This window comes from Pseudomonas sp. LS-2 (assembly GCF_003605735.1).
Lineage (GTDB): Bacteria > Pseudomonadota > Gammaproteobacteria > Pseudomonadales > Pseudomonadaceae > Aquipseudomonas.
Genome location: NZ_QXTJ01000015.1, coordinates 382,266 through 403,643, shown reverse-complemented (window position 1 = coordinate 403,643; position 21,378 = coordinate 382,266). Strand labels below are relative to the sequence as shown.

The 21,378-nt window shown below is 60.7% G+C and carries 13 protein-coding genes; 5 read left to right on the top strand and 8 right to left on the bottom strand.

Annotated features, from left to right (window positions below; genetic code table 11):
- Positions 1 to 68: 68 nt before the first annotated feature.
- Positions 69 to 1,646 carry a glutamine-hydrolyzing GMP synthase gene (guaA, locus tag D3M70_RS10125; protein WP_120125622.1) on the top strand — a complete coding sequence of 526 codons (1,578 nt, stop codon included), beginning with the start codon at positions 69 to 71 and terminating at the stop codon, positions 1,644 to 1,646.
- A gap of 87 nt (positions 1,647 to 1,733) precedes the next feature.
- Here the strand turns inward: guaA and D3M70_RS10120 are convergent, their stop codons facing one another.
- Positions 1,734 to 4,667, bottom strand: coding sequence for a membrane-targeted effector domain-containing toxin (locus tag D3M70_RS10120; protein ID WP_120125621.1), 2,934 nt, complete (start codon positions 4,665 to 4,667; stop codon positions 1,734 to 1,736).
- Between the two features lie 182 nt (positions 4,668 to 4,849).
- On the opposite strand from D3M70_RS10120, the gene D3M70_RS10115 reads away from it, so the two are divergent.
- Positions 4,850 to 6,220: a multicopper oxidase family protein gene (locus tag D3M70_RS10115; RefSeq protein WP_120125620.1), complete on the top strand. Its 1,371-nt coding sequence runs from the start codon at positions 4,850 to 4,852 to the stop codon at positions 6,218 to 6,220.
- Positions 6,220 to 6,702 carry a tRNA adenosine(34) deaminase TadA gene (tadA, locus tag D3M70_RS10110; protein WP_120125619.1) on the top strand — a complete coding sequence of 161 codons (483 nt, stop codon included), beginning with the start codon at positions 6,220 to 6,222 and terminating at the stop codon, positions 6,700 to 6,702. Before D3M70_RS10115 ends, tadA begins: the two co-directional genes overlap by 1 nt.
- A gap of 743 nt (positions 6,703 to 7,445) precedes the next feature.
- Here the strand turns inward: tadA and mltF are convergent.
- Positions 7,446 to 8,906 (bottom strand): membrane-bound lytic murein transglycosylase MltF, encoded by a 1,461-nt coding sequence (gene mltF / locus D3M70_RS10105; RefSeq protein ID WP_120125618.1) that lies wholly within the window; start codon positions 8,904 to 8,906, stop codon positions 7,446 to 7,448.
- 214 nt (positions 8,907 to 9,120) lie between these two features.
- Between mltF and purL the strand changes: the two genes are divergently transcribed.
- Both purL and D3M70_RS10095 read left to right on the top strand, forming a co-directional pair.
- Positions 9,121 to 13,020: a phosphoribosylformylglycinamidine synthase gene (gene purL, locus D3M70_RS10100; protein ID WP_120125617.1), complete on the top strand. Its 3,900-nt coding sequence runs from the start codon at positions 9,121 to 9,123 to the stop codon at positions 13,018 to 13,020.
- 6 nt (positions 13,021 to 13,026) lie between these two features.
- Positions 13,027 to 13,338 (top strand): YqfO family protein, encoded by a 312-nt coding sequence (locus D3M70_RS10095; protein ID WP_120125616.1) that lies wholly within the window; start codon positions 13,027 to 13,029, stop codon positions 13,336 to 13,338.
- A 35-nt stretch (positions 13,339 to 13,373) separates the two neighbouring features.
- Here the strand turns inward: D3M70_RS10095 and D3M70_RS10090 are convergent, their stop codons facing one another.
- The 6 genes from D3M70_RS10090 to D3M70_RS10065 all read right to left on the bottom strand — a co-directional run bounded on the left by D3M70_RS10090 (position 13,374) and on the right by D3M70_RS10065 (position 21,365).
- Positions 13,374 to 15,011: a PTS transporter subunit EIIC gene (locus tag D3M70_RS10090; RefSeq protein ID WP_375232944.1), complete on the bottom strand. Its 1,638-nt coding sequence runs from the start codon at positions 15,009 to 15,011 to the stop codon at positions 13,374 to 13,376.
- An 88-nt stretch (positions 15,012 to 15,099) separates the two neighbouring features.
- Complete coding sequence (ptsP, locus tag D3M70_RS10085; RefSeq protein ID WP_120125614.1) at positions 15,100 to 17,646, bottom strand: phosphoenolpyruvate--protein phosphotransferase; 2,547 nt, start codon at positions 17,644 to 17,646, stop codon at positions 15,100 to 15,102.
- Positions 17,647 to 17,685: 39 nt separating this feature from the next.
- A complete protein-coding gene (locus D3M70_RS10080) occupies positions 17,686 to 18,708 on the bottom strand; it encodes an SIS domain-containing protein (RefSeq protein ID WP_120125613.1) in 1,023 nt (340 codons plus the stop codon).
- A complete protein-coding gene (nagA, locus tag D3M70_RS10075) occupies positions 18,686 to 19,795 on the bottom strand; it encodes an N-acetylglucosamine-6-phosphate deacetylase (RefSeq protein WP_120125612.1) in 1,110 nt (369 codons plus the stop codon). The genes D3M70_RS10080 and nagA overlap by 23 nt, the downstream gene beginning before the upstream one ends.
- Positions 19,796 to 19,822: 27 nt before the next feature.
- Positions 19,823 to 20,554, bottom strand: a complete 732-nt coding sequence (locus D3M70_RS10070) for a GntR family transcriptional regulator (protein ID WP_120125611.1) — start codon at positions 20,552 to 20,554, stop codon at positions 19,823 to 19,825.
- 247 nt (positions 20,555 to 20,801) lie between these two features.
- Complete coding sequence (locus tag D3M70_RS10065; RefSeq protein ID WP_120125610.1) at positions 20,802 to 21,365, bottom strand: murein L,D-transpeptidase family protein; 564 nt, start codon at positions 21,363 to 21,365, stop codon at positions 20,802 to 20,804.
- Positions 21,366 to 21,378: the final 13 nt, after the last annotated feature.

The following is a 21,378-nucleotide window of genomic DNA, read 5'->3' as shown; positions in this document are numbered from 1 at the left end:
CAAGAATTGTGTAGCGGGGCTGTTCATCACAGCCCCGTCTTGTTTCTGATTTTCGACGAGAATGACTCATGGCCCTCGACATTCACGCCCACCGTATCCTGATCCTCGACTTCGGCTCCCAGTACACCCAGTTGATCGCCCGTCGCGTGCGTGAGATCGGTGTGTATTGCGAACTGCACCCGTACGACATGGACGACGAAGCGATCCGCGAATTTGCTCCTAAAGGCGTCATCCTCGCCGGTGGCCCAGAGTCGGTACACGTCGCCGACAGTCCACGTTGCCCGCAAGCCGTTTTTGATCTTGGCGTTCCAGTCTTCGGTATCTGCTACGGCATGCAGACCATGGCCGAACAACTCGGTGGTCGCGTCGAAGGTTCCGAGCTGCGTGAATTCGGTTACGCCCGTGTCGACGTTGTCGGCAAGAGCCGTGTGCTGGATGGCATCGAAGATCACGTCGACGCTGACGGCGTTTTCGGTCTGGACGTGTGGATGAGCCACGGTGACAAGGTCACCGAAATCCCTGCAGGCTTCCACGTCCTGGCCAGCACTCCGAGCTGCCCGATCGCCGGCATGGCTGACGACACCCGTGGCTACTACGGTGTGCAGTTCCACCCGGAAGTGACCCACACCAAGCAGGGCGGTCGCATTCTCTCGCGCTTCATCCTCGACATCTGCGGCTGTGAAGCGCTGTGGACACCTTCGAAGATCGCTGAAGACGCCATCGCTCAGGTTCGCGCTCAGGTCGGCACCGACAACGTACTGCTGGGTCTGTCTGGCGGTGTTGACTCCTCGGTGGTTGCGGCACTGCTGCACAAGGCCATCGGCGATCAACTGACCTGCGTCTTCGTTGACAACGGTCTGCTGCGCCTGCACGAGGGTGAGCAAGTGATGGCCATGTTCGCCGAGAACATGGGTGTCAAGGTGATCCGCGCCAACGCCGAAGATCAGTTCCTCAACAACCTGGCTGGCGAAAGCGATCCAGAGAAGAAGCGCAAGATCATCGGTCGTACCTTCATCGACGTGTTCGATGCCGAGTCGAACAAGCTGCACAACATCAAGTACCTGGCGCAGGGCACTATTTACCCTGACGTGATCGAGTCCGCTGGCGCCAAAAGCGGCAAGGCACACGTGATCAAGTCGCACCACAACGTGGGCGGCCTGCCGGAAGAAATGAACCTGAAACTGGTCGAGCCACTGCGCGAACTGTTTAAAGATGAAGTCCGTCGTCTGGGCCTGGAACTGGGCTTGCCGTACGACATGGTCTACCGCCACCCGTTCCCGGGTCCGGGCCTGGGCGTTCGCATCCTCGGCGAAGTGAAGAAGGAATACGCCGACCTGCTGCGTCGCGCCGACCATATCTTCATCGAAGAGCTGCGCAAAGCCGACTGGTACCACAAAGTCAGCCAGGCCTTCGTTGTGTTCCAGCCGGTGAAATCGGTTGGGGTGGTCGGCGACGGCCGCCGTTACGCCTGGGTCGTTGCACTGCGTGCAGTTGAAACCATCGACTTCATGACTGCACGTTGGGCGCACCTGCCTTACGAGCTGCTGGAAACCGTCAGCGGCCGCATCATCAACGAAATCGAAGGCATCTCCCGCGTCACTTATGACGTGTCGAGCAAGCCGCCAGCGACGATTGAGTGGGAATGATTCCCGAGCTGAAGGCGTTGTAACGCGCTTGCAGTGACTGCGCGGAAAAGCCGGATGAACCCCTTGGGTTCAACCGGCTTTTTCGTTTCAGGCCGCTTGTTTCAAGCCGATCATATGGAGCGCCGTGATCAGCCCTTCGAGGGAGTTGAAGCGCCGCCCGCTGATCTGTGTCCATTTTGGGCGCTCTATGAACAGGCGACCACCATCAGACTTTATCGGCGTGCGGACGATTGACCCATTTGCACTGCGATGAAGCAGTTCTGCCTTGCCCGCGGTGCGCTGGATGATGAATGTCCCGACTCGGGACAGGCGAGATTCGACAGAAGTCGTGGGACCCGTTCCAGGAGGCTTGAGGCCGGCAACTTCCGTCTGGAGTCGTAAATCACTGGTGACTCGGCCTGCTGGTCGCCCCAGCGCGGTTATGGCGTCTTGTCCGGGATCCGGCGCGAATCCATGGGTTTGGCCGAGAGCAACGTCTTCCACTCGCAGACCGATCGCGCCTTCGAGCTCGGCCAAACCCGCGACACCCTTGAAGGTGTTCGCATGAGCATTGCCCACCAGCGCTATCCATTTTCCATTGTCCAAGGCCGCCTGATCCGCCCGGATAACGGTGTGAGCAAAATAGTTCATCATCTTGATTCGTAGCGAGCCGGACGGGTTCGACAAACCTGCGAGCCGGTAGCTGCTCATGCAGTCTATGGCGCGGATGCGAATGCGGTTTTCATTGGCAGCCTTCACAAGATTCAGAAACGTGTATTCGCCTGTACTGTCGGTGCGGTGGCCTCCATCCAGATACTCAAGATATGCTTTCAGTTTCTCCGGCATTTTTCCCGACTTGGCGAACAGGTCCAGGTCCGCCTGGTGCAGATCGGTTAACAGGTGTTCCAGATACAGCGTGCGGACTTTCTGTTTTGCCAACTGGCGCATGTTATCGATAAGGAATCGCTTGCTGCCAACGCTGTTGTGGCTTTCGCCGATGACGACGCCGGCGGTATCTTCATAAAGTTGTTTGAGCGCCTCCTTGGCGGTAGCCTCACTCGCTATGTGCGGTATGGTCGGGCGATCTGGAACCCGCGTATTCGCAAAAAAGGCTTCTGTGTCGCTCACCAGGTTGTTACGCATCACGAAGAAGGCTTCAAGGGCGCTGTTATCTGTCGCGGGGTTCAGGTAGCCCTCGAAAGGTTTGTCGTTGGGGTTTTCGATATCCGGACGAAGCACTTCCCTCAGGTTCTCCGGCATGTCGTAAGTTGTCGGCAGAGACGTACTTGAAGACGATGCAGGGCCTCTCCAGGGAAGCTTGCCCAGAAACTTACCGCCACCGCGCAGGCCAGGACGGTCGATCAACTCCCATTGCCCCGCATCAGTCATGCGCACGGGCGCATTGCGATAAAACGAGAAAGGGTTCTGCGGATCAATGATGACCCATGTGTTGAGTTCTTTGACATGGCGAACCTGATAGGCGAAGCCCTCGATCGAAATGTAGGTCTCGCCGATTTCATTCATGTAGATCCCGCGCATCGGGCCTTCTGTCGCAGGTGAGGCGAAGCCTTCCAGCAGTTCGTTGGTCTCGAATGTCGCCAGTATTTCATCCTGCCCTTCGGGATAGGTCGGGCCGGGCGGCAGAGGTTCAGGGGCCTTGACTGGCAGCGAGGACTCATCGGTCGGCTCCGCCAACCCTTCCGTTTCAACCTCAACGACCGGTTCGCCGGCCTCTGCGGATACTCCCCCAACCAAAAACAGGCTGTTGAGCAGCACGTCAATGCTGCCGAGGATGGCTCCCGTCACACCGCGCTTGCGTTCGGCAGTGGTGTGCCCGGTGACCGCCTGATCGATGTTCAGACCCACGTCGGCGATGCCGGCACCGACGACCGCCAGTGCCACAGGCCAGTCAATTGCGGCCATCGCGCCGAACACCTGATTGAAGGCGCGCAGATAGCCCATCCACATCTGTTTTCGCAGCTCGCCATTGGAGTGCAGTGCGAAGTCCGAATCCGCTTGCATCCGGGCTTTGGTAGCATCGCGAAGGTGGGTGAATGGATCATTGGTCAACGTGCGGTCGGCGCGGTTGATGACGGTTTGATCATGGTCACCCCAGTTGAAGAACATGAGGTCCAGCGCGTGGTGCAGACCTACCCCGTGGCCGCCCTCGGCATGGGTGGACATCGGGAAGTGCGACATGAACTGCGTGCGGTTGTCGATTTTATCGGTGTGGGTCATCAGCCACCACTGCAGCGCCTCCGGCGTTTCAAACACGTGGATGGCATCTGTCTCACCTGGCACATACAGGAATTGGCGGCCGCCGGGCTCGACGATACGCAGGATATCGCTGGCCTCGTAACCTGCAATATCAAGGGTCGCGACGCGCACGCCCTCAGCCAGAGGTGGTTGCGACTGCAGCATCGACACGCTGACGGGTTGGGAAAGGTCCAGGCCCAGCGCGGTGCTAAGCGCTGTGAACTCAGGTGTGCTCAGCATGCCGGCTTCGAGAGCGTCCAGTGCCTTGGCGATGAAGTTTGCCTTGGCCAGCGTTCTGAATTCATCCGCGCAGTCTCTCCAGAATGTGGCCATCTTGTCGTTGAACCGCGCTTTGACATTCAGCGTCCAGAACACGCTCAGTACGTCGGCGGGCAACAAACGCACTTCGTTGCTTTCGTCGAAGGTCTCTGCATCCGGCCCCGCGGTGTAAAAGCCGCCCATCATCTGCAGATTGTCGGCGTTGTCCTGGTCGTTGGCGCTGAAGCGGTGCATGACCAGTTGTGGCAACGTCAGCGATTCGACCGGTTTGCTCAGATGCTGCCAGCCGGTGAACGTCAGGGCGCTGCTGACGGAGCGGTCAAATCGATGCCAGTAAACGGTGTCAGGTTCGAGGTGGCTCAAACCAAACTTATGCAGGATGTCGTTGGCTACGTCGCGGGCCATTTGGCGCATGTCCGGGCAGGTGTCGACCAATTGTCGAGCCATCGCATTGAGCTGCTGGTGATCGGCAGAGGGCTGAGGAACAGAGGAAGTAAAGGAAGTCATATCCGTCGTCCTTGATGAATGAGCCGCCAGCTTCGGCGTTTGCCTCGTTCAATTGGTACTAAATATGTACCGCGCCTGACTTTTCCTAGTTTTCTATAAATGCAGGAGTATCGTATTCGCCGCTCGCATGTGCTCTTGGTTCCGCGTTCCCATTCGCTTTCATTGTTCAGGTGTTTTTGCTGATGTCCTTCACCCGTCGACAAATTCTCGGAGGTCTGGCCGGTCTTGCCGTGGTCGGGCTGGGCGCGGGCGGCGCTTCGCGTTACTGGCTCGGCAAGCGCGGTCCGGGAGAAGGGCATGACTACGAGCTGATCGCAGCGCCTTTAGATGTCGAACTCGTGCCCGGTTACCAGACACCGGCCTGGGCGTTTGGCGCGTCGGCACCTGGGACTGAATTGCGGGTTCGGCAGGGTGAGTGGTTGCGGGTACGTTTCATCAACCGGTTGCCGGTCGAAACCACGATTCACTGGCATGGCATTCGCCTTCCGCTGGAAATGGACGGCGTGCCGTATGTGTCCCAGCTACCGGTAAAACCGGGTGAGTATTTTGACTACAAATTTCGCGTGCCGGATGCTGGCAGCTATTGGTATCACCCGCACGTCAGCAGCAGCGAAGAGCTGGGGCGCGGCCTGGTCGGGCCGTTGATCGTCGAGGAGTGCGAAGCTACCGGTTTCCTGCATGAGCGGGTCGTCAGTCTGAAGAGCTGGCATGTGGACGAAGAGGGCGCTTTCACCGATTTCAGCATCACTCGCGAAGCGGCCCGGGAAGGTACTGCCGGGCGTTTATCGACCATCAACGGTGTGCCTCAGGCCGTTGTCGAATTGCCAGCGGGGCAAATTACGCGCGTGCGTATTCTCAACCTCGACAACACCGTGACCTATCGGCTGAACCTGCCGGGGGCGCAGGCGATGATCTACGCCCTTGACGGCAATCCGGTCAAACCGCGCGCGCTGGGCAAGGATTACTGGCTAGGGCCGGGGATGCGCATCTGTTTGGCGATCAAGGCGCCACCGGCAGGGGAGGCGTTGGCGCTGCGTAACGGGCCCGTGCGTCTGGGAACCTTTCGCTCGGTTGCCAACAATGATGCCCCCGGTGACTGGCCGCCAGAACTGCCGGCCAATCCGGTTGCCGAGCCTGATCTGGCCAACGCCGAAAAACTCAACTTCAACTTCGAATGGGTAGGCTCGATGTCGGTCAACGCCGAGGGCAAGCCGCCCAGCCTGTGGCAGATCAACGGCCAGGCCTGGGACATCACCGACAAGACCTGTGCCGACCGCCCCATTGCAAAGCTGATGAGGGGCAAGAGTTACATTTTCGAACTGAAGAACATGACCCAGTACCAGCATCCCATTCACCTGCACGGGATGAGTTTCAAGGTGATCGCCTCCAGTCGCAAGGAGGTGATCCCTTATTTCACCGACACCTATCTTTTAGGGCGAAACGAGCGCGCACGCATAGCGCTGGTAGCGGATAATCCCGGCGTGTGGATGTTCCACTGCCATGTGATCGATCACATGGAGACGGGTCTTATGGCAGCTATCGAGGTTTCGTAATGCGGCAGCCGCAAATCATTGATCGCAGCCGCGATCAGCATTTCATGCGCGAAGCACTGGTTCTGGCCTCCGAGGGCGCAATGCTGGGAGAGGTCCCGGTGGGTGCGGTTGTGGTTCAGGATGGCGTGATCATCGGGCGGGGTTACAACTGCCCGATCAGTGGCAGCGACCCGAGCGCCCACGCGGAGATGGTCGCGATTCGCAATGCCGCTCAGGCGGTGAGCAACTATCGCCTGCCGGGCGCCACGCTGTACGTCACGCTGGAGCCTTGCAGCATGTGTGCAGGTTTGATCGTGCATTCACGCATCACGCGTGTGGTCTACGGCGCCACCGAGCCCAAGGCGGGCGTGGTTCAAAGCCAGGGTCAGTTCTTTACCCAGCCGTTTCTCAATCACCGCGTGCTGTTCGAGGGCGGCGTATTGGGCGAGGAGTGCGGGACGATGCTGAGCGAGTTTTTCAGGATGAGAAGGGCGAGGTCTTAGCTCTGGGATTTGAGTACGCCGCTATTTTAATGGCGCTCATCCTATCCCCGGTTCTGCCTAACGGCAGAAGCGTTTCGACTTCGTCGAGTTACTTGGAAAAGCCCCAAGTAACCAAGGGCTTTTACTCCTGGCTGGGGTCTGACTTCGTCAGACTTCCTTCACTCCGGTCTCGCTCCGTGGGCCCGGCGTGAATGGGCCATCCATGGCCCACACGCCTCTCGCCGCATCCATGCGGCTCGACCCACTCCGCGAGACCTGCGTTCAGCCTGCACCCAAGTCGCGTTTGGCGGTGTCTGTGCCATTGCGCATCAAGATCAAAAACAAATCAAAAGCACGACACCTTCCTGCAGCAGTCCGGCTTGCCAGCGGTGGGGTCCTTGAGATCGCCGCCGCCGGCAAGCCGGACTGCTGCGTAAAGGTGTGGGGTTCTTGAACGCAAATCTTGCAGACGCCACAAATTGCGACTTTTCCCGGCCGGAGCACAGGTTTCGTGGAGTGGGTCGAGCGGCATGGATGCCGCGAGAGCCGCATCGGGCCATGGATGGCCCGTTTGCGGCGGGCCCACGGAACGGAACCTGTGCGCAGGGAACCCGACGAAGTCGGGCCGGGAAGGGAGCGCAGGCACTTGGTTACTTGGTGCTTTCAAGTAACTCGACGAAGTCGAAACAGGTCTGGCGTTAGCCAGAACAAAAAGCATCCCCGCAGCTAACGGATCAGCCCCCGACCTCAGCATCGACAAAAGACTAAAGCGGCGCCTTTTCTTCCGGCGGTTTGGTCTTGTCGACGCCAGGCACATGCAGATTACCTTCGGCCACCTGGCTGCCTTCCAGCTGTGGCTGGGTCACCCAGGTCAGGATGTCGTAATAACGACGGATGTTGGCGACGAAGCTGACGGGTTCACCGCCTCGGGCATAACCGTAGCGGGTCTTGCTGTACCACTTCTTCTGGGACAGACGTGGCAACATCTTTTTCACGTCCAGCCACTTGTTGGGGTTCAGCCCTTCGCTTTCCGCCATCTTGCGCGCATCGTCGAGATGGCCGGTGCCGATGTTGTAGGAGGCCAATGCCAACCAGGTGCGATCGGGCTCCTGAATCGTGTCCTCGAGCTGGTCCTTCACGTAGGCGAAATATTTCGCGCCGCCCTGGATACTCTGTTTGGCATCCAGCCGGTTGGACACGCCCATGGCCTGCGCGGTGCTCTGGGTCAGCATCATCAGCCCGCGAACGCCGGTCTTGGACGTCACGGCCGGTTGCCACAAGGACTCCTGATAACCGATGGCCGCCAACAGACGCCAGTCCACTTGCTCAGCCTTGGCCGCGGACTGGAAGTGCTTTTCGTACTTGGGCAGGCGTTCCTGCAAGTGCTGTGCGAAGGTGTAGGCGCCGACATAGCCCAGAACGTCGACGTGCCCGTAATAGCGATCCTTGAGCCGCTGGAGCATGCCGTTCTTCTGCATCTTGTCGAGGAAGCTGTTGATCTCGTTCAGCAGGCTGTTGTCATCGCCCAGGCCTACGGCCCAGCGCTGATCGCGGCCGTCACCCAGATCGAAACCGACGCGTACGTTGGGGAAGTACACCTGGTTCATCGCCAGTTCGTTGGAGTCGACCAGCGTCAGGTCGATCTGGCCCTCATCAACCATGCGCAGCAGGTCGACGACTTCGACCTGATCGGACTCTTCGTAGTTGATACCGGGGTACTTGAGCTTGAGCGCCGCCAGTTGCTCGGCATGACTGCTGCCCTTGAGTACCAGGATTCGCTTGCCGACCAGGTCGCCCGGATCGGTGGGGCGCGACTGGCCGTTGCGATAAATGACCTGGGGCGTGACTTCAAGGTAGGAATGCGAGAAACGCACCTGTTTGGCGCGGTTTTCTGTGCTGACCAGTCCGGCGGCGGCCAGGACCGGGCCACCCGGTTTGTTCATCTGGTCGAACAGGTCGTCAAGGTTGTCGGCTGTTTCGATCTTCAGCTCTACCCCCAGATCGTCGGCGAAACGCTTGACAAGTTCGTACTCGAAACCGGTTTCACCGTTGCGATCCTGAAAGTAGGTCGCCGGACTGTTGCGAGTGACAACGCGCAGAACGCCATCCTCCTTGACTCGTTCCAGTGTGTTGGGTTTCTCAACACAGGCACCGAGCAGCAGGAAGATTCCGGTTGCGATGAGCCACTTGGCACAGCGTGGGCGGAAATCGGATGGGGAAAACATCGGTGCAGTATACGCAAAGCGCACTGACCGCCATATCTCGACAGCGATGATCGCGTCTGATAGAGCGGTCAGATTTTTTACCGGTTTGGACATTCAATGCGTGAACACCGACATTCGGGCGCGTCGAGGCCGTGGTTTCGGGTGCCGAAAGTGGCGGTTTAGGCTAGAATGCACGGCCTCAAAGCACACCCCCTTCCCCGAGGCTGTCCCGACGATGTTGATCTTGCGTGGTGCTCCCGCCCTTTCCGCCTTCCGCCACAAGAAATTACTTGAGCAGCTGAACGATAAAGTTCCGGCTGTCAGTGGCCTGTACGCTGAATTCGCTCACTTCGCTGAGGTTACCGGCGTTCTGACCGAGGATGAGCAGCAAGTCCTTGCCCGTCTGTTGAAGTACGGCCCTAGCGTGCCGGTTCAAGAGCCTCGTGGCCGTCTGTTTCTGGTGCTGCCGCGTTTCGGCACCATCTCGCCGTGGTCGAGCAAGGCTACCGATATTGCCCGCAACTGCAGCCTGACCAAGGTCCAGCGTCTTGAGCGCGGTATTGCCTTCTATGTAGAAGGGCAGTTCAGCGAAGCTGAAGCACAGCTGATCGCCGACATCCTGCACGACCGCATGACCCAGCTTGTGCTGGGCGCGCTCGAGCAGGCAGCCGGTCTGTTCAGCCACGCCGAACCGAAGCCGCTGACTGCAGTCGACGTACTGGGTGGCGGTCGTGCCGCGCTGGAAAAAGCCAACGTCGAACTGGGCCTGGCCCTGGCCGAAGACGAAATCGATTATCTGGTCAACGCGTTCGTTGGCTTGAAGCGCAACCCGCACGACATCGAACTGATGATGTTCGCTCAGGCGAACTCCGAGCACTGCCGTCACAAGATCTTCAACGCGAGTTGGGACATCGATGGTCAGAGCCAGGAAAAAAGCCTGTTCGGCATGATCAAGAACACCTACCAGATGCACAACGAAGGCGTGCTGTCGGCGTACAAGGACAACGCTTCGGTCATCGTCGGTAGCGTGGCAGGCCGTTTCTTCCCGAACCCTGAAACCCGCCAGTACGGTGCGGTGCAGGAGCCGGTGCACATTCTGATGAAGGTGGAAACCCACAACCACCCGACTGCCATCGCTCCTTTTCCGGGCGCATCGACCGGTTCCGGCGGCGAGATTCGTGACGAAGGCGCAACCGGCCGTGGCGCCAAGCCAAAGGCTGGCCTGACTGGCTTCACCGTTTCCAACCTGAACATTCCAGGTTTCGAGCAGCCTTGGGAGAAGCCGTACGGCAAGCCCGAGCGTATCGTTACCCCGCTGGACATCATGATCGAAGGCCCGCTGGGCGGCGCCGCGTTCAACAACGAATTCGGTCGTCCGGCCCTGACCGGCTACTTCCGTACCTTCGAACAAAGCATCAACACCCCGCACGGCGAAGAAGTGCGGGGTTACCACAAGCCGATCATGCTGGCCGGTGGTATGGGCAACATCCGCGAAGAGCACGTACAGAAGGGCGAAATCACCATCGGCGCGAAGCTGATCGTGCTCGGTGGTCCGGCAATGCTGATCGGTCTGGGTGGTGGCGCGGCTTCGTCCATGGCGACCGGCACCAGCTCGGCGGATCTGGATTTCGCGTCCGTTCAGCGTGAAAACCCTGAGATGGAGCGCCGTTGCCAGGAAGTGATCGACCGTTGCTGGCAGCTGGGCGACGCCAACCCGATCGCCTTCATTCACGACGTCGGCGCGGGCGGTCTGTCCAACGCGTTCCCTGAACTGGTCAACGACGGCGGCCGTGGCGGTCGCTTCGAACTGCGTAACGTGCCGAACGACGAGCCAGGCATGGCGCCCCTGGAGATCTGGAGCAACGAGTCCCAGGAACGTTACGTTCTAGCCGTCAGCGCCCCTGATTTCGAGCGTTTCAAAGCCATCTGCGAACGTGAGCGTTGCCCGTTTGCCGTAGTCGGCGAAGCCACCGAAGAGCCACAACTGACGGTCACCGACAGCCACTTCGGCAACAGCCCGGTGGACATGCCACTGGAAGTGTTACTGGGCAAGGCGCCGCGCATGCACCGCTCGGCCACTCGCGAAACCGAGCTGGGCGACGATTTCGATCCGAGCACCCTGGACCTCGAAGACAGCGTACAGCGCGTGTTGCATCACCCGGCCGTGGCGAGCAAGAGCTTCCTGATCACCATTGGTGACCGCAGCATCACCGGTCTGGTCAACCGCGATCAAATGGTCGGCCCGTGGCAAGTGCCCGTGGCTGACGTCGCTGTCACCGCCACCAGCTTCGACGTTTACACCGGTGAAGCCATGGCGATGGGCGAGCGTACGCCGCTGGCATTGCTGGACGCTCCTGCGTCCGGTCGCATGGCAATCGGCGAGACCCTGACCAACATCGCGGCTTCGCGCATCGGCAAGATCTCCGACATCAAACTGTCGGCGAACTGGATGTCCGCAGCCGGTCACCCGGGTGAAGACGCGCGTCTGTATGACACCGTCAAAGCCGTCGGCATGGAGCTGTGCCCTGAGCTGGGGATCACGATTCCAGTGGGCAAGGACTCGATGTCCATGAAGACTCGCTGGAGCGATGAAGGCGCGGAAAAAACCGTCACTTCGCCGCTGTCGCTGATCGTCACCGGCTTCGCGCCAGTCACTGATATCCGCGGCACCCTGACCCCGCAACTGCGCATGGACAAGGGCGTCACAGACCTCATCCTGATCGACCTGGGCCGCGGCCAGAACCGCATGGGTGCGTCGATCCTCGCGCAGACCCACGGCAAGCTTGGCAAGGCTGCACCGGACGTCGATGACGCTGAAGACCTGAAGGCGTTCTTCGCCGTGATTCAGGGCCTCAACGCCGATGGTCATCTGCTGGCTTACCACGACCGTTCCGACGGTGGTCTGATGACCACCGCTCTGGAGATGGCCTTCGCCGGTCACTGCGGTCTGAACCTGCAACTCGATACGCTGACCGGCAAGCGTGAAAAAGCCGCGGCCATCCTGTTCAACGAAGAACTGGGCGCCTTGATCCAGGTGCGTCATGACGCCACCCCGTTGGTGCTCGCACAGTTCAGCGCAGCAGGCCTGGGCGAGAACTGCGTTGCCGTGATCGGCCAGCCGGTCAACAACAGCGAAGTGACCATCAGCCTGAACGGCGAAGAACTGTTCAAAGGCGATCGTCGTCTGCTGCAACGCCAGTGGAGCGAGACCAGCTACCAGATCCAGCGTCTGCGTGACAATGCCGATTGTGCCGATCAGGAGTTCGACGCACTGCTGGAAGAAGACAACCCGGGCCTGAGCGTCAAGCTGGGCTATGACGTCAACGACGACATCGCCGCGCCTTACATCAAGAAAGGCGTTCGCCCGCAAGTGGCGGTCCTGCGTGAGCAGGGTGTGAACGGTCAGGTGGAAATGGCGGCAGCGTTCGACCGCGCCGGTTTCGCCTCGGTAGACGTGCACATGTCTGACATCCTCGCGGGCCGTGTCGACTTGAACGAGTTCAAGGGGCTGGTCGCATGCGGTGGCTTCTCTTATGGCGACGTTCTCGGCGCCGGTGAAGGCTGGGCCAAGTCGGCACTGTTCAACACACGTGCACGTGACGCTTTCCAGGGCTTTTTCGAGCGCAGCGACAGCTTCGCCCTAGGCGTGTGCAACGGTTGCCAGATGATGTCTAACCTCCACGAGCTGATTCCGGGCAGCGAGTTCTGGCCTCACTTCGTGCGCAACCGCTCCGAGCAGTTCGAAGCGCGCGTCGCGATGGTCGAGATCCAGAAATCAGCGTCGATCTTCCTGCAAGGCATGGCCGGTTCGCGTATGCCGATCGCCATCGCTCACGGCGAAGGTCATGCGGAATTCAAGACCCCGGAGGCACTGTTGGAAAGCGATCTGTCCGGCACCGTGGCCATGCGCTTCGTCGACAACCACGGCAAGGTCACCGAAACCTACCCGGCCAACCCGAACGGCTCGCCGCGCGGTATCACTGGCCTGACGACTCGCGACGGACGCGTCACCATCATGATGCCGCACCCTGAGCGCGTGTTCCGTGCAGTGAACAACTCGTGGCGTCCGGATGAGTGGGCTGAAGACGGCGCCTGGATGCGCATGTTCCGCAACGCACGCGTCTGGGTTAACTGATCGACGATGTACAAGCTCGCCTTCTTCGTTCCGCCGAGCCATGTGGAGCAGGTCAAAAGCGCGTTGTTCGCCGCCGGTGCGGGGCGAATCGGCGCCTATGACAGCTGCTCATGGCAGGTGCTGGGTCGGGGCCAGTTTCGCCCGCTGGACGGCAGCCAGCCGTTCATTGGGCAGGCCGGCGAGATCGAGCAAGTGGAAGAATGGAAGGTCGAGCTTGTGGTCGCTGATGAGCTGATTCAACAGGCGGTGGCTGCGCTCAAGCACAGCCACCCCTATGAAACTCCGGCTTATGAGGTGTGGAAGCTGGAAAGTTTTTGAGTCACGTTTTGCATCCGACTCTGCCCTGGGGCCTGTCAGCCTGCCTTCACCATCCTCCGCAACGCCTCGCTCAACCCTTGAGCGTTTTCCCCCACCAACACATGCCAAACCCCATTGCCCAGACTTCTGACGCCCTGACTCCCCAGCGTTTCCAGCTGCGTCGCGGCCGGTGATTGCCCCTCCTTCAACTGCACCCGCAGACGCGTCAGTGCCACGCATTCGACATCCGCAATGCCGCTCCCGCCCAATGCCTTGAACCATTGCGCGGCCTGGCTGACATCCACTGGTTTTTGCGTCTCTGAAACCGCATGGGTATCAGTCGTGGAGGATTTGGTCGCAAGGGGCAAGGCTTCGCGCAACTCATCAGCAATGCTGTCTGCCAAAGGTCCGACCACAATCTGCAGGCTGCCGCCGTTGCCGGGCCGCACGACCGCCATCGCGCCCAGTGCCTTCAGTTCAGCGTCCTGCGCCAGATGGCGATCGACCATCTGAAGGCGCAGACGCGTGGTGCATGCGCCGATGCTCAGCAGGTTTTCCGCACCGCCCAACGCCTTGATATACGCGCCCGCACGATCACTTTGCGCAACATGAGCCGCCGTAGCGGTGACTTGTTCACGCCCCGGAGTCTTGAGGTTGAAACGCTTGATGCACTGGTCGAACACCACGTAGTAGACCACCGCATAGGCCAGCCCGAGCGGGAACACCAGCCAGCCGTTGGTGGACTTGCCCCAACCCAGCGCCATGTCGATGGCGCCGCCGGAGAAGGTAAAGCCAAGGTGGATGTTCAGCAGGTTGGCAAGCGCCATTGACAGCCCGGTCAGCAGGGCATGCACCACGTACAGCATCGGTGCGAGGAACATGAAGGCGAACTCGATGGGTTCGGTCACGCCAGTCAGCGCGGAGGTCAGTGCCATGGACAGCAGAATCCCGCCAATCAGCTTGCGTTGATCCGGCAGCGCGTTGCGGTACATCGCCAGACACGCAGCGGGCAGGCCGAAGATCATCATCGGAAACATCCCGGTCATGAACTGCCCCGCATGGGGATCGCCTGCGAAGTAGCGCGCCAGATCGCCGGTCACGGCGCGGCCGGTTTCAGGATCGGTGAAGGTGCCAAAGACGAACCATACCAGGTTGTTGAGGATGTGGTGCAGGCCCGTGATGATCAGGATGCGGTTCATCACGCCGAAGAAGAACGCACCGATACTCCCGCTCTCCAGCATTAACTGGCCCAGGCTGTTGATGCCGTTCTGCACCGGCGGCCAGATCAGGCCGAACAGCAAGCCAAGGGCCACGGCCGAAAGACCGGTAACGATCGGTACGAAACGTCGGCCACCGAAGAACGCCAGGTACTCCGGCAGGGCGATGTCCTTGAAGCGGTTGTACATCGCGCCGCCCAACAGCCCGGCGATGATCCCGGCGAGCATGCCCATGTCGATGTGCGGGTCGAGCACCTTGAGCGTCGAGGTCATGACCAGATAACCGATGGCGCCCGCCAGACCCGCCGTACCGTTATTGTCGCGAGCAAAACCTACGGCGATGCCGATGGCGAAGATCAGCGCCAGGTTGCTGAAGATCGCGTTGCCCGCCGAGTGGATGATCGCGATATCCAGCAGATCGCTGTCGCCCAGGCGCAGCAGCAGGCCGGCAATCGGCAAGATAGCGATGGGCAGCATCAGTGCCCGCCCCAGTCGCTGTAACCCTTCGATGAAGTGTTGGTACACGGCGTCTCTCCTTGTGTTCGTTCTTGTTATTCAGGCTCGTTCAGGCATTGGCGCGACGGGTCAGGACCTGGGTCTGAAAGGTGCTGCACGCCGCCCGGACATCGGCTGCGCCGCTCAGGCTGATCAGATGCTGCGCCAGCGCCTGACACTGTCGTGTGTCCAACTCGCGCACCTGCGCCTTGATTTCTGCAACTTGCGGCGGGCTCACCGACAACTCGCGTACGCCCAGCCCGATCAAAGCTGCTGTTGCCAGCGGATCGGACGCCAGCGCGCCGCACACGCCAACCCAGCGACCTTTGCTCGCTGCCGCCGTGCACGTCATGGCAATCAGGCGCAGCAGTGCGGGGTGCAGCGCATCGACACGCGCGGCGAGCCCGGCATGGTCGCGGTCCATCGCCAGCGTGTACTGCGACAGATCGTTGGTGCCAATGGAAAGAAAGTCAGCGTGTTCGGCCAATTGCTCGGCCATCAATGCGGCAGAAGGCACTTCGATCATCACGCCCAGTTCGGGGCGCTGGCTGATGCCTGCCTCACGCGCCAGTTCGTCAATGCGCTCGCGCACGGCCAGCAGTTCTCCGACCTCGGTGATCATCGGCAACAGGATGCGGCAACGCGCCAGTGGCTTGATCTGCAACAGCGCTCGTAACTGTTGGTCCAGCAATTCAGGGCGTGCCTGGCCCAGACGGATGCCACGCAGGCCCAGAACCGGATTGGCTTCGGCAGGCAGAGGCAAGTAGTCGAGCTGTTTATCGCCGCCGATATCAATGGTGCGGATGATGACCGGTTTATCGGGCATCGCATCGACCACCGACTGATAGGCCGTCAGTTGCTCGTCCTCGGTGGGTGCAGTGCTGCGATCGACGAACAGAAACTCGGTGCGCAGCAGACCTACCCCGTCTGCACCATTGAGTTGCGCGTTTTCGGCATCAGCGCGAGAGGCGACGTTGGCCGCGATATCGATGCTCACGCCATCCTGGGTCAAGGCGGGCAGATGGGCGTGTTGTTGCTGTACATGCCTTTGCTCTAACTTCTGCGCTCGCAGGCTGTGGATTTCTTTCAGCCGTGGGGCATCGGGCCAGAGCTCAAGGCGCGCGTTGTCGGCGTCCAGCACCACTTCCTGATTCGTCGATTCATGGACGATGTCCAGCAGCGCAGAACCCAGCGCCACCAGACAAGGCAGGCCCTTGCCCCGAGCGAGGATAGCGACGTGGGACGTGGCACCGCCTTCAGCCATGCAGATGCCGCCGATCCCGCATTGCGCGAGCATCAACAGATCGGAGGGTGTCAGTTCCCGGGCCACGACAATTGCCCCGGCGGGGACTTCGATATTGCGTGCCTCGCCGAGCAAGTTCAGCAGCACGCGCTGACGCAGGTCACGCAGATCGTTGGCGCGTTCGGCGAGCAGGGCGTTGCCGAGCTTTTCCAGTTTCGCGCATTGCGCCAGCACCGCCTGACTCCAGGCATGGGCCGCGCCCTGTCCCTGATCGATGGCGTCAAACGCGGCGTCCAGCAGGGCAGGGTCCTCGAGCATTGCCAGGTGAGTCGCGAAAATCGCGCCTTGCTCGTTGTGATCGTGGTCCAGCGACATACTGACGTCGGAGCGAACCTCCACCAGTGCTTCACTCAGGATCTGGCGTTGTTCTTCCGGCCGATGTCCGCCCGTATCGTCGTCCAGCTCAATGGCGTCCAGCCAGAACAGCGGGCCGCTGACCAGGCCCGGGGATGCGGTAACACCCCGCAAAATGCCGTTGGCATGATCTTTTTTCGCGTTCGGTCCGGGAGTGTCAACGGCCATCGCGCTATGAGGTTTTTCGTCGGGCGCAGGCGTCGAAAGGGCGTTGAGCAGTGCCTGCAACGCAACTTCACTGTCGTGACCCAGGCACACCACTTCCACTTCGTCCTGTTGAGTGATGCCCAGCCCCATCAACCCGGTGACGCTGTCGGTTGACGCGTGGGCACCTGCGAAATGCAGTTCTGCGTGGCTGGCGAACTGGCGCGCTGTCTGGCGTATCAGTGCAGCGGGTCGCGCATGCAGGCCGCCGTGGTGCGCCACGCGAATGCTGCCCCGCGCCTGTTTGGTGTGTACTTCAGAGCGCGCGCTCGGTTCGACGACCTGCGCCAGTGCGGTCACTTCCAGCAAGGGTTCGCCGACGTTCACCGAGCCTGATGCGCGAAGCTGTGCGAGGGAGAATTGATCGCCATTGAGCAGGATCAGCGCGCTCACCAGGCTGCGGCTGTTACAGGCCACTTTGTCCAGATCGAAGCGCAGCAGCGGTTGCCCCTCAGTGACGCGCTGGTTGTCTTTGACCAACGCTTCAAACCCTTCGCCGTTGAGCTCCACCGTATCGATGCCCACATGCAGCAGCCATTCACTGCCGTTGTCGGCGCGCAGGTTGATCGCATGGCGGGTGCGGGCGACGTTGATCACCACGCCCGCAAAGGGCGCGTGCAGCACGTCATCCAGCGGATCGATCGCCAATCCGTCGCCCATGGCGCCGCTGGAGAACACCGGGTCAGGAATGTTGGCGATTGTCAGTACGGCTCCGCTGAACGGGGCGCTGAACGTCATCTGTTTATTGTTATGCATGACATCGTCCTTGCAGGCGTCGGCCGAAGCGGCGCGGTATCAACGGGTTCTGGTGACTTTGCTCAAGTGCCGCGGCTGGTCCGGGTCAAGGCCGCGCGCGACAGCCAGCGCAGCGGCCATCACGTAGAAACTCTGGATGGCGAGAATCGGATCGAGGGCCGGGTGGTCGGCGCAACTGAGCGTCAGGTCGCGTTCGGCAATGTCGTCGGGGGCCGCAAGCAGGACCTTGGCGCCGCGCTGGCGCATGTCGCTGGCCAGCTGTAGAAGGCCCGCCTGTTCAGCACCGCGGGTTGCGAATATCAGCAGCGGATAGTGATCGTCGACCAGCGCCATCGGGCCGTGACGCACTTCGGCGCTACTGAACGCTTCGGCCTGAATCGCCGACGTTTCCTTGAATTTGAGTGCCGCCTCTTGAGCGATAGCGAATCCCGTGCCGCGTCCGATGACCATCAGGCGCTGACAGTCGCGAAGGGTCTCGGTGGCCGCTGACCAATCCTGACGTGCGGCTTCTTGCAAACGTTGGGGCAATGTCCGACCCGCCTGCAGAAGTGAGTCATCCTGCTGCCAGTGGGCGACCAGACGAGCGCTGGCGCTCAGGGTGGCAATGAAACTCTTGGTCGCTGCGACACTGAGCTCAGGGCCTGCGCTCAGCGGCAACACGTATTCACAGGCCTGTTCGAGTGGCGAACCCTCGACGTTGACCATGGCGATGCTCAGGGCGCCGCGCTCGCGCAACTTACGCAGACTGTCGACCAGATCCGGGCTTTCTCCTGACTGTGAAAACGCGATGGCGGGCTGGCCTCTCACCTGCATTGGCGAGTCGTGCAGAGTCACCACTGACATCGGCAACGAAGCGACGGGCACGCCGGTCAGCTGCATCGTCAGGTAGGCGAAATAGCTGGCCGCGTGGTCGGAACTGCCTCGCGCAACAGAGAGCACCACCTTAGGTTCAGACTGACGCAGGCGCTCGGCCACTTCGATCAGGCGAGGCTCCAGCACGTCCAGCTGACGCTGGATAACCTCTGCAGAGGCGAGCGCCTCATCGAGCATTTTTGAGTTCAATGGTTTCTCCTTCAACCATAACGGCGGTCAGTGTCAGATCACGATTCAGGTACACGGCATCGGCCCAGCTACCGGCTTGCAGGCGGCCGCGCTCTTCGATGCCGAGGTAGTCCGCAGGAAATTGCGACAGGCGCTGTGAGGCTTCGGCCAGCGGAAGGCCGATCTTCACCAGATTGCGCAGCGCCTGATCCATGGTCAGCGTGCTGCCCGCCAGCGTGCCGTCGGCAAGGCGCACGCCGCCCAGGCATTTGGTTACCGTGTGGCTGCCCAACTTGTATTCGCCGTCCGGCATGCCGGTGGCGGCAGTGGAGTCGGTTACGCAATACAGGCAGGGAATCGAACGCAGTGCGACGCGGATCGCCCCCGGATGCACATGCAGCAAGTCAGGGATCAATTCGGCGTAGCGGGCGTGGGCCAGCGCTGCGCCGACGATGCCTGGCTCGCGGTGATGCAACGGGCTCATGGCGTTGTAAAGATGGGTGAAACTGGTCGCGCCGGCCTCCAGCGCCTTGACGCCTTCTTCGTAGCTGCCCAGCGTGTGGCCGATTTGCAGCCGCACGCCCCTGGCAGCCAACGCCTGGATCAGCTCGACATGCCCGGCGATTTCCGGGGCGATGGTGATCACCTTGATCGGCGCGAGTTGCAGATAGTCTTCGACTTCGCCCAGCAAGGCCGCGTGGGCGTGATTGGGTTGCGCGCCGAGTTTTCCGGGATTGATGTAGGGGCCTTCCAGATGCACCCCTAGCACACGGGCAGTGCCTGACGCACGGCTCCGACAATAGCCGCCCAATTGTTCGAGTATCTGGCTGATTTCGCCGGCCGGGGCGGTCATGGTCGTGGCCAGCATTGACGTGGTGCCGAAGCGCAGGTGCGTGCGGGCGATGGTTGCGAAGCCTTGCGCGCCTTCCATGATGTCGCTGCCGCCCCCGCCGTGAACGTGCAGGTCGATGAAACCCGGCAGCACATAGGGCAGCTCATTGTCCCGTGGGTTGCAGGGCGTGCCGGAAATGCTCGTCACCCGACCGTCGCGATGCTGCAACTGGCCGCGAATCCAGCCGTCGGGGGTGAGGATGTTGTAATCGGACATGCAGGCTCCGTGTATGGCTGGCGCGTTTTAGCGGCGCAGCTCTGCGACGAAATCGTAGTAATCGTCGCGGCAGTAGGTGTCGGTCAGCTCGATGGGGGTGTTGTCGGCCAGGTAGCCGATCCGCGTCATCAGCAGCATCGCGGTACCGGCTTCGATGCCGACCAACGCCGCCATTTCTGCCGACGCATTGATCGCCCGGATGTGCTGTAGCGCACGGACCACCGGGCGGCCGATGGCGTCAAGGTGGGCGTATAGCGAATCGCCGATGGCTTGCGGGTCCGGCAACAGCGACGCCGGGAGCGCGCTGAGTTCGACGGCCATGACGGTGCCGTCTGCCTTGCGCAGGCGTTTGAGGCGCGCGACTTTTTCGGTGGGCGAAAGGCTCAGACGGATCAGTTCTTCGTGGGTCGGCAGGGCGATGTCGCGCTCCAGCCACTGCGAACTCGGCGTAAAGCCCTTGATGCGCAGCATCTCGCTGAAGCTGGAAAGCCGAGACAGGGGTTGTTCAAGGCGTGGGGTGATGAACGTGCCCGAGCCCTGGCTGCGCCGGATCAGGCCCTGTTCGAGCAGAATTTCGAGTGCCTTGCGAGCAGTGACGCGTGAGATGTTCAGGGCTTCACTGAGATTGCGTTCCGAGGGCAGTGCCTGCTCGGCCTTCCAGTGACCTGCGTGAATCGCCGCTTCCAGATTCCGCGCCAGCTGCAGATAGAGCGGTGTCGGCTGGCTGTCGTCGGGGCGCAGGTTGAGGATCGAATGCATGAACGTGTTCCGAAGTGATTTGAAATTATGCTCGGACTGTTTGCCGAAAATAATACCACTTGCATACCACGTCAACGGAATTGGTATTAGGGAGCGACGTTATTTGGTCACGGGATGGTGACTTTGCAGGATTTTGAGGCGGCGTAGCCTCGTAACAGACCGGTTTGTCGGCGGTGGCGATTTCGATGACGCCACCGTCGGCAAGCCGGACTGCTACAGGAAAGAGAGGTGGGTGGTATCAGAGGGGTTACGGCCGAATTTCGATCATCGTGCCGTCTTTGACCAGGTCCCAGACTTCGCGGATATCGCTGTTCTTCATGGCGATGCAGCCGTTGGTCCAGTCGAGCGTCTGGAAATACCACTCCGGGTAATCCTCGTCGACGGGGGTGCCGTGGATCATGATCATGCCGCCGGGGTTCACCCCTTCGCGGCGGGCGCGGGCGGAGTCGGAGATGTTGGGGTAGGAGATGTGCAGCGACAGGTTGAACGCGTCGCTGGTCTTGCGATAGTCCAGCCAGTAGAAGCCTTCCGGCGTGCGCTGGTCGCCTTCCTGCAGTTTTGGTCCCCTGGGGGATTTGCCCAGCGAGATGCGGTAGGTCTTCAAGGCTTCGCCCTTGCTGATCAACTGCAACTGATGCGCTGACTTGAGCACCAGGATCTTGTCGATGGTGCGGTCGGAGATGTCTTGGGTGTCGATGACCTTGCCGCCAATGAACTTCTGTTCACTGCCTTTGGGCACGATGGTCTGTGTGAACGCGGCCTGCGACAGCGGGACGAACGACAGACATAGAACGGCAAGCAACCAGCGCATTTACACGATATCC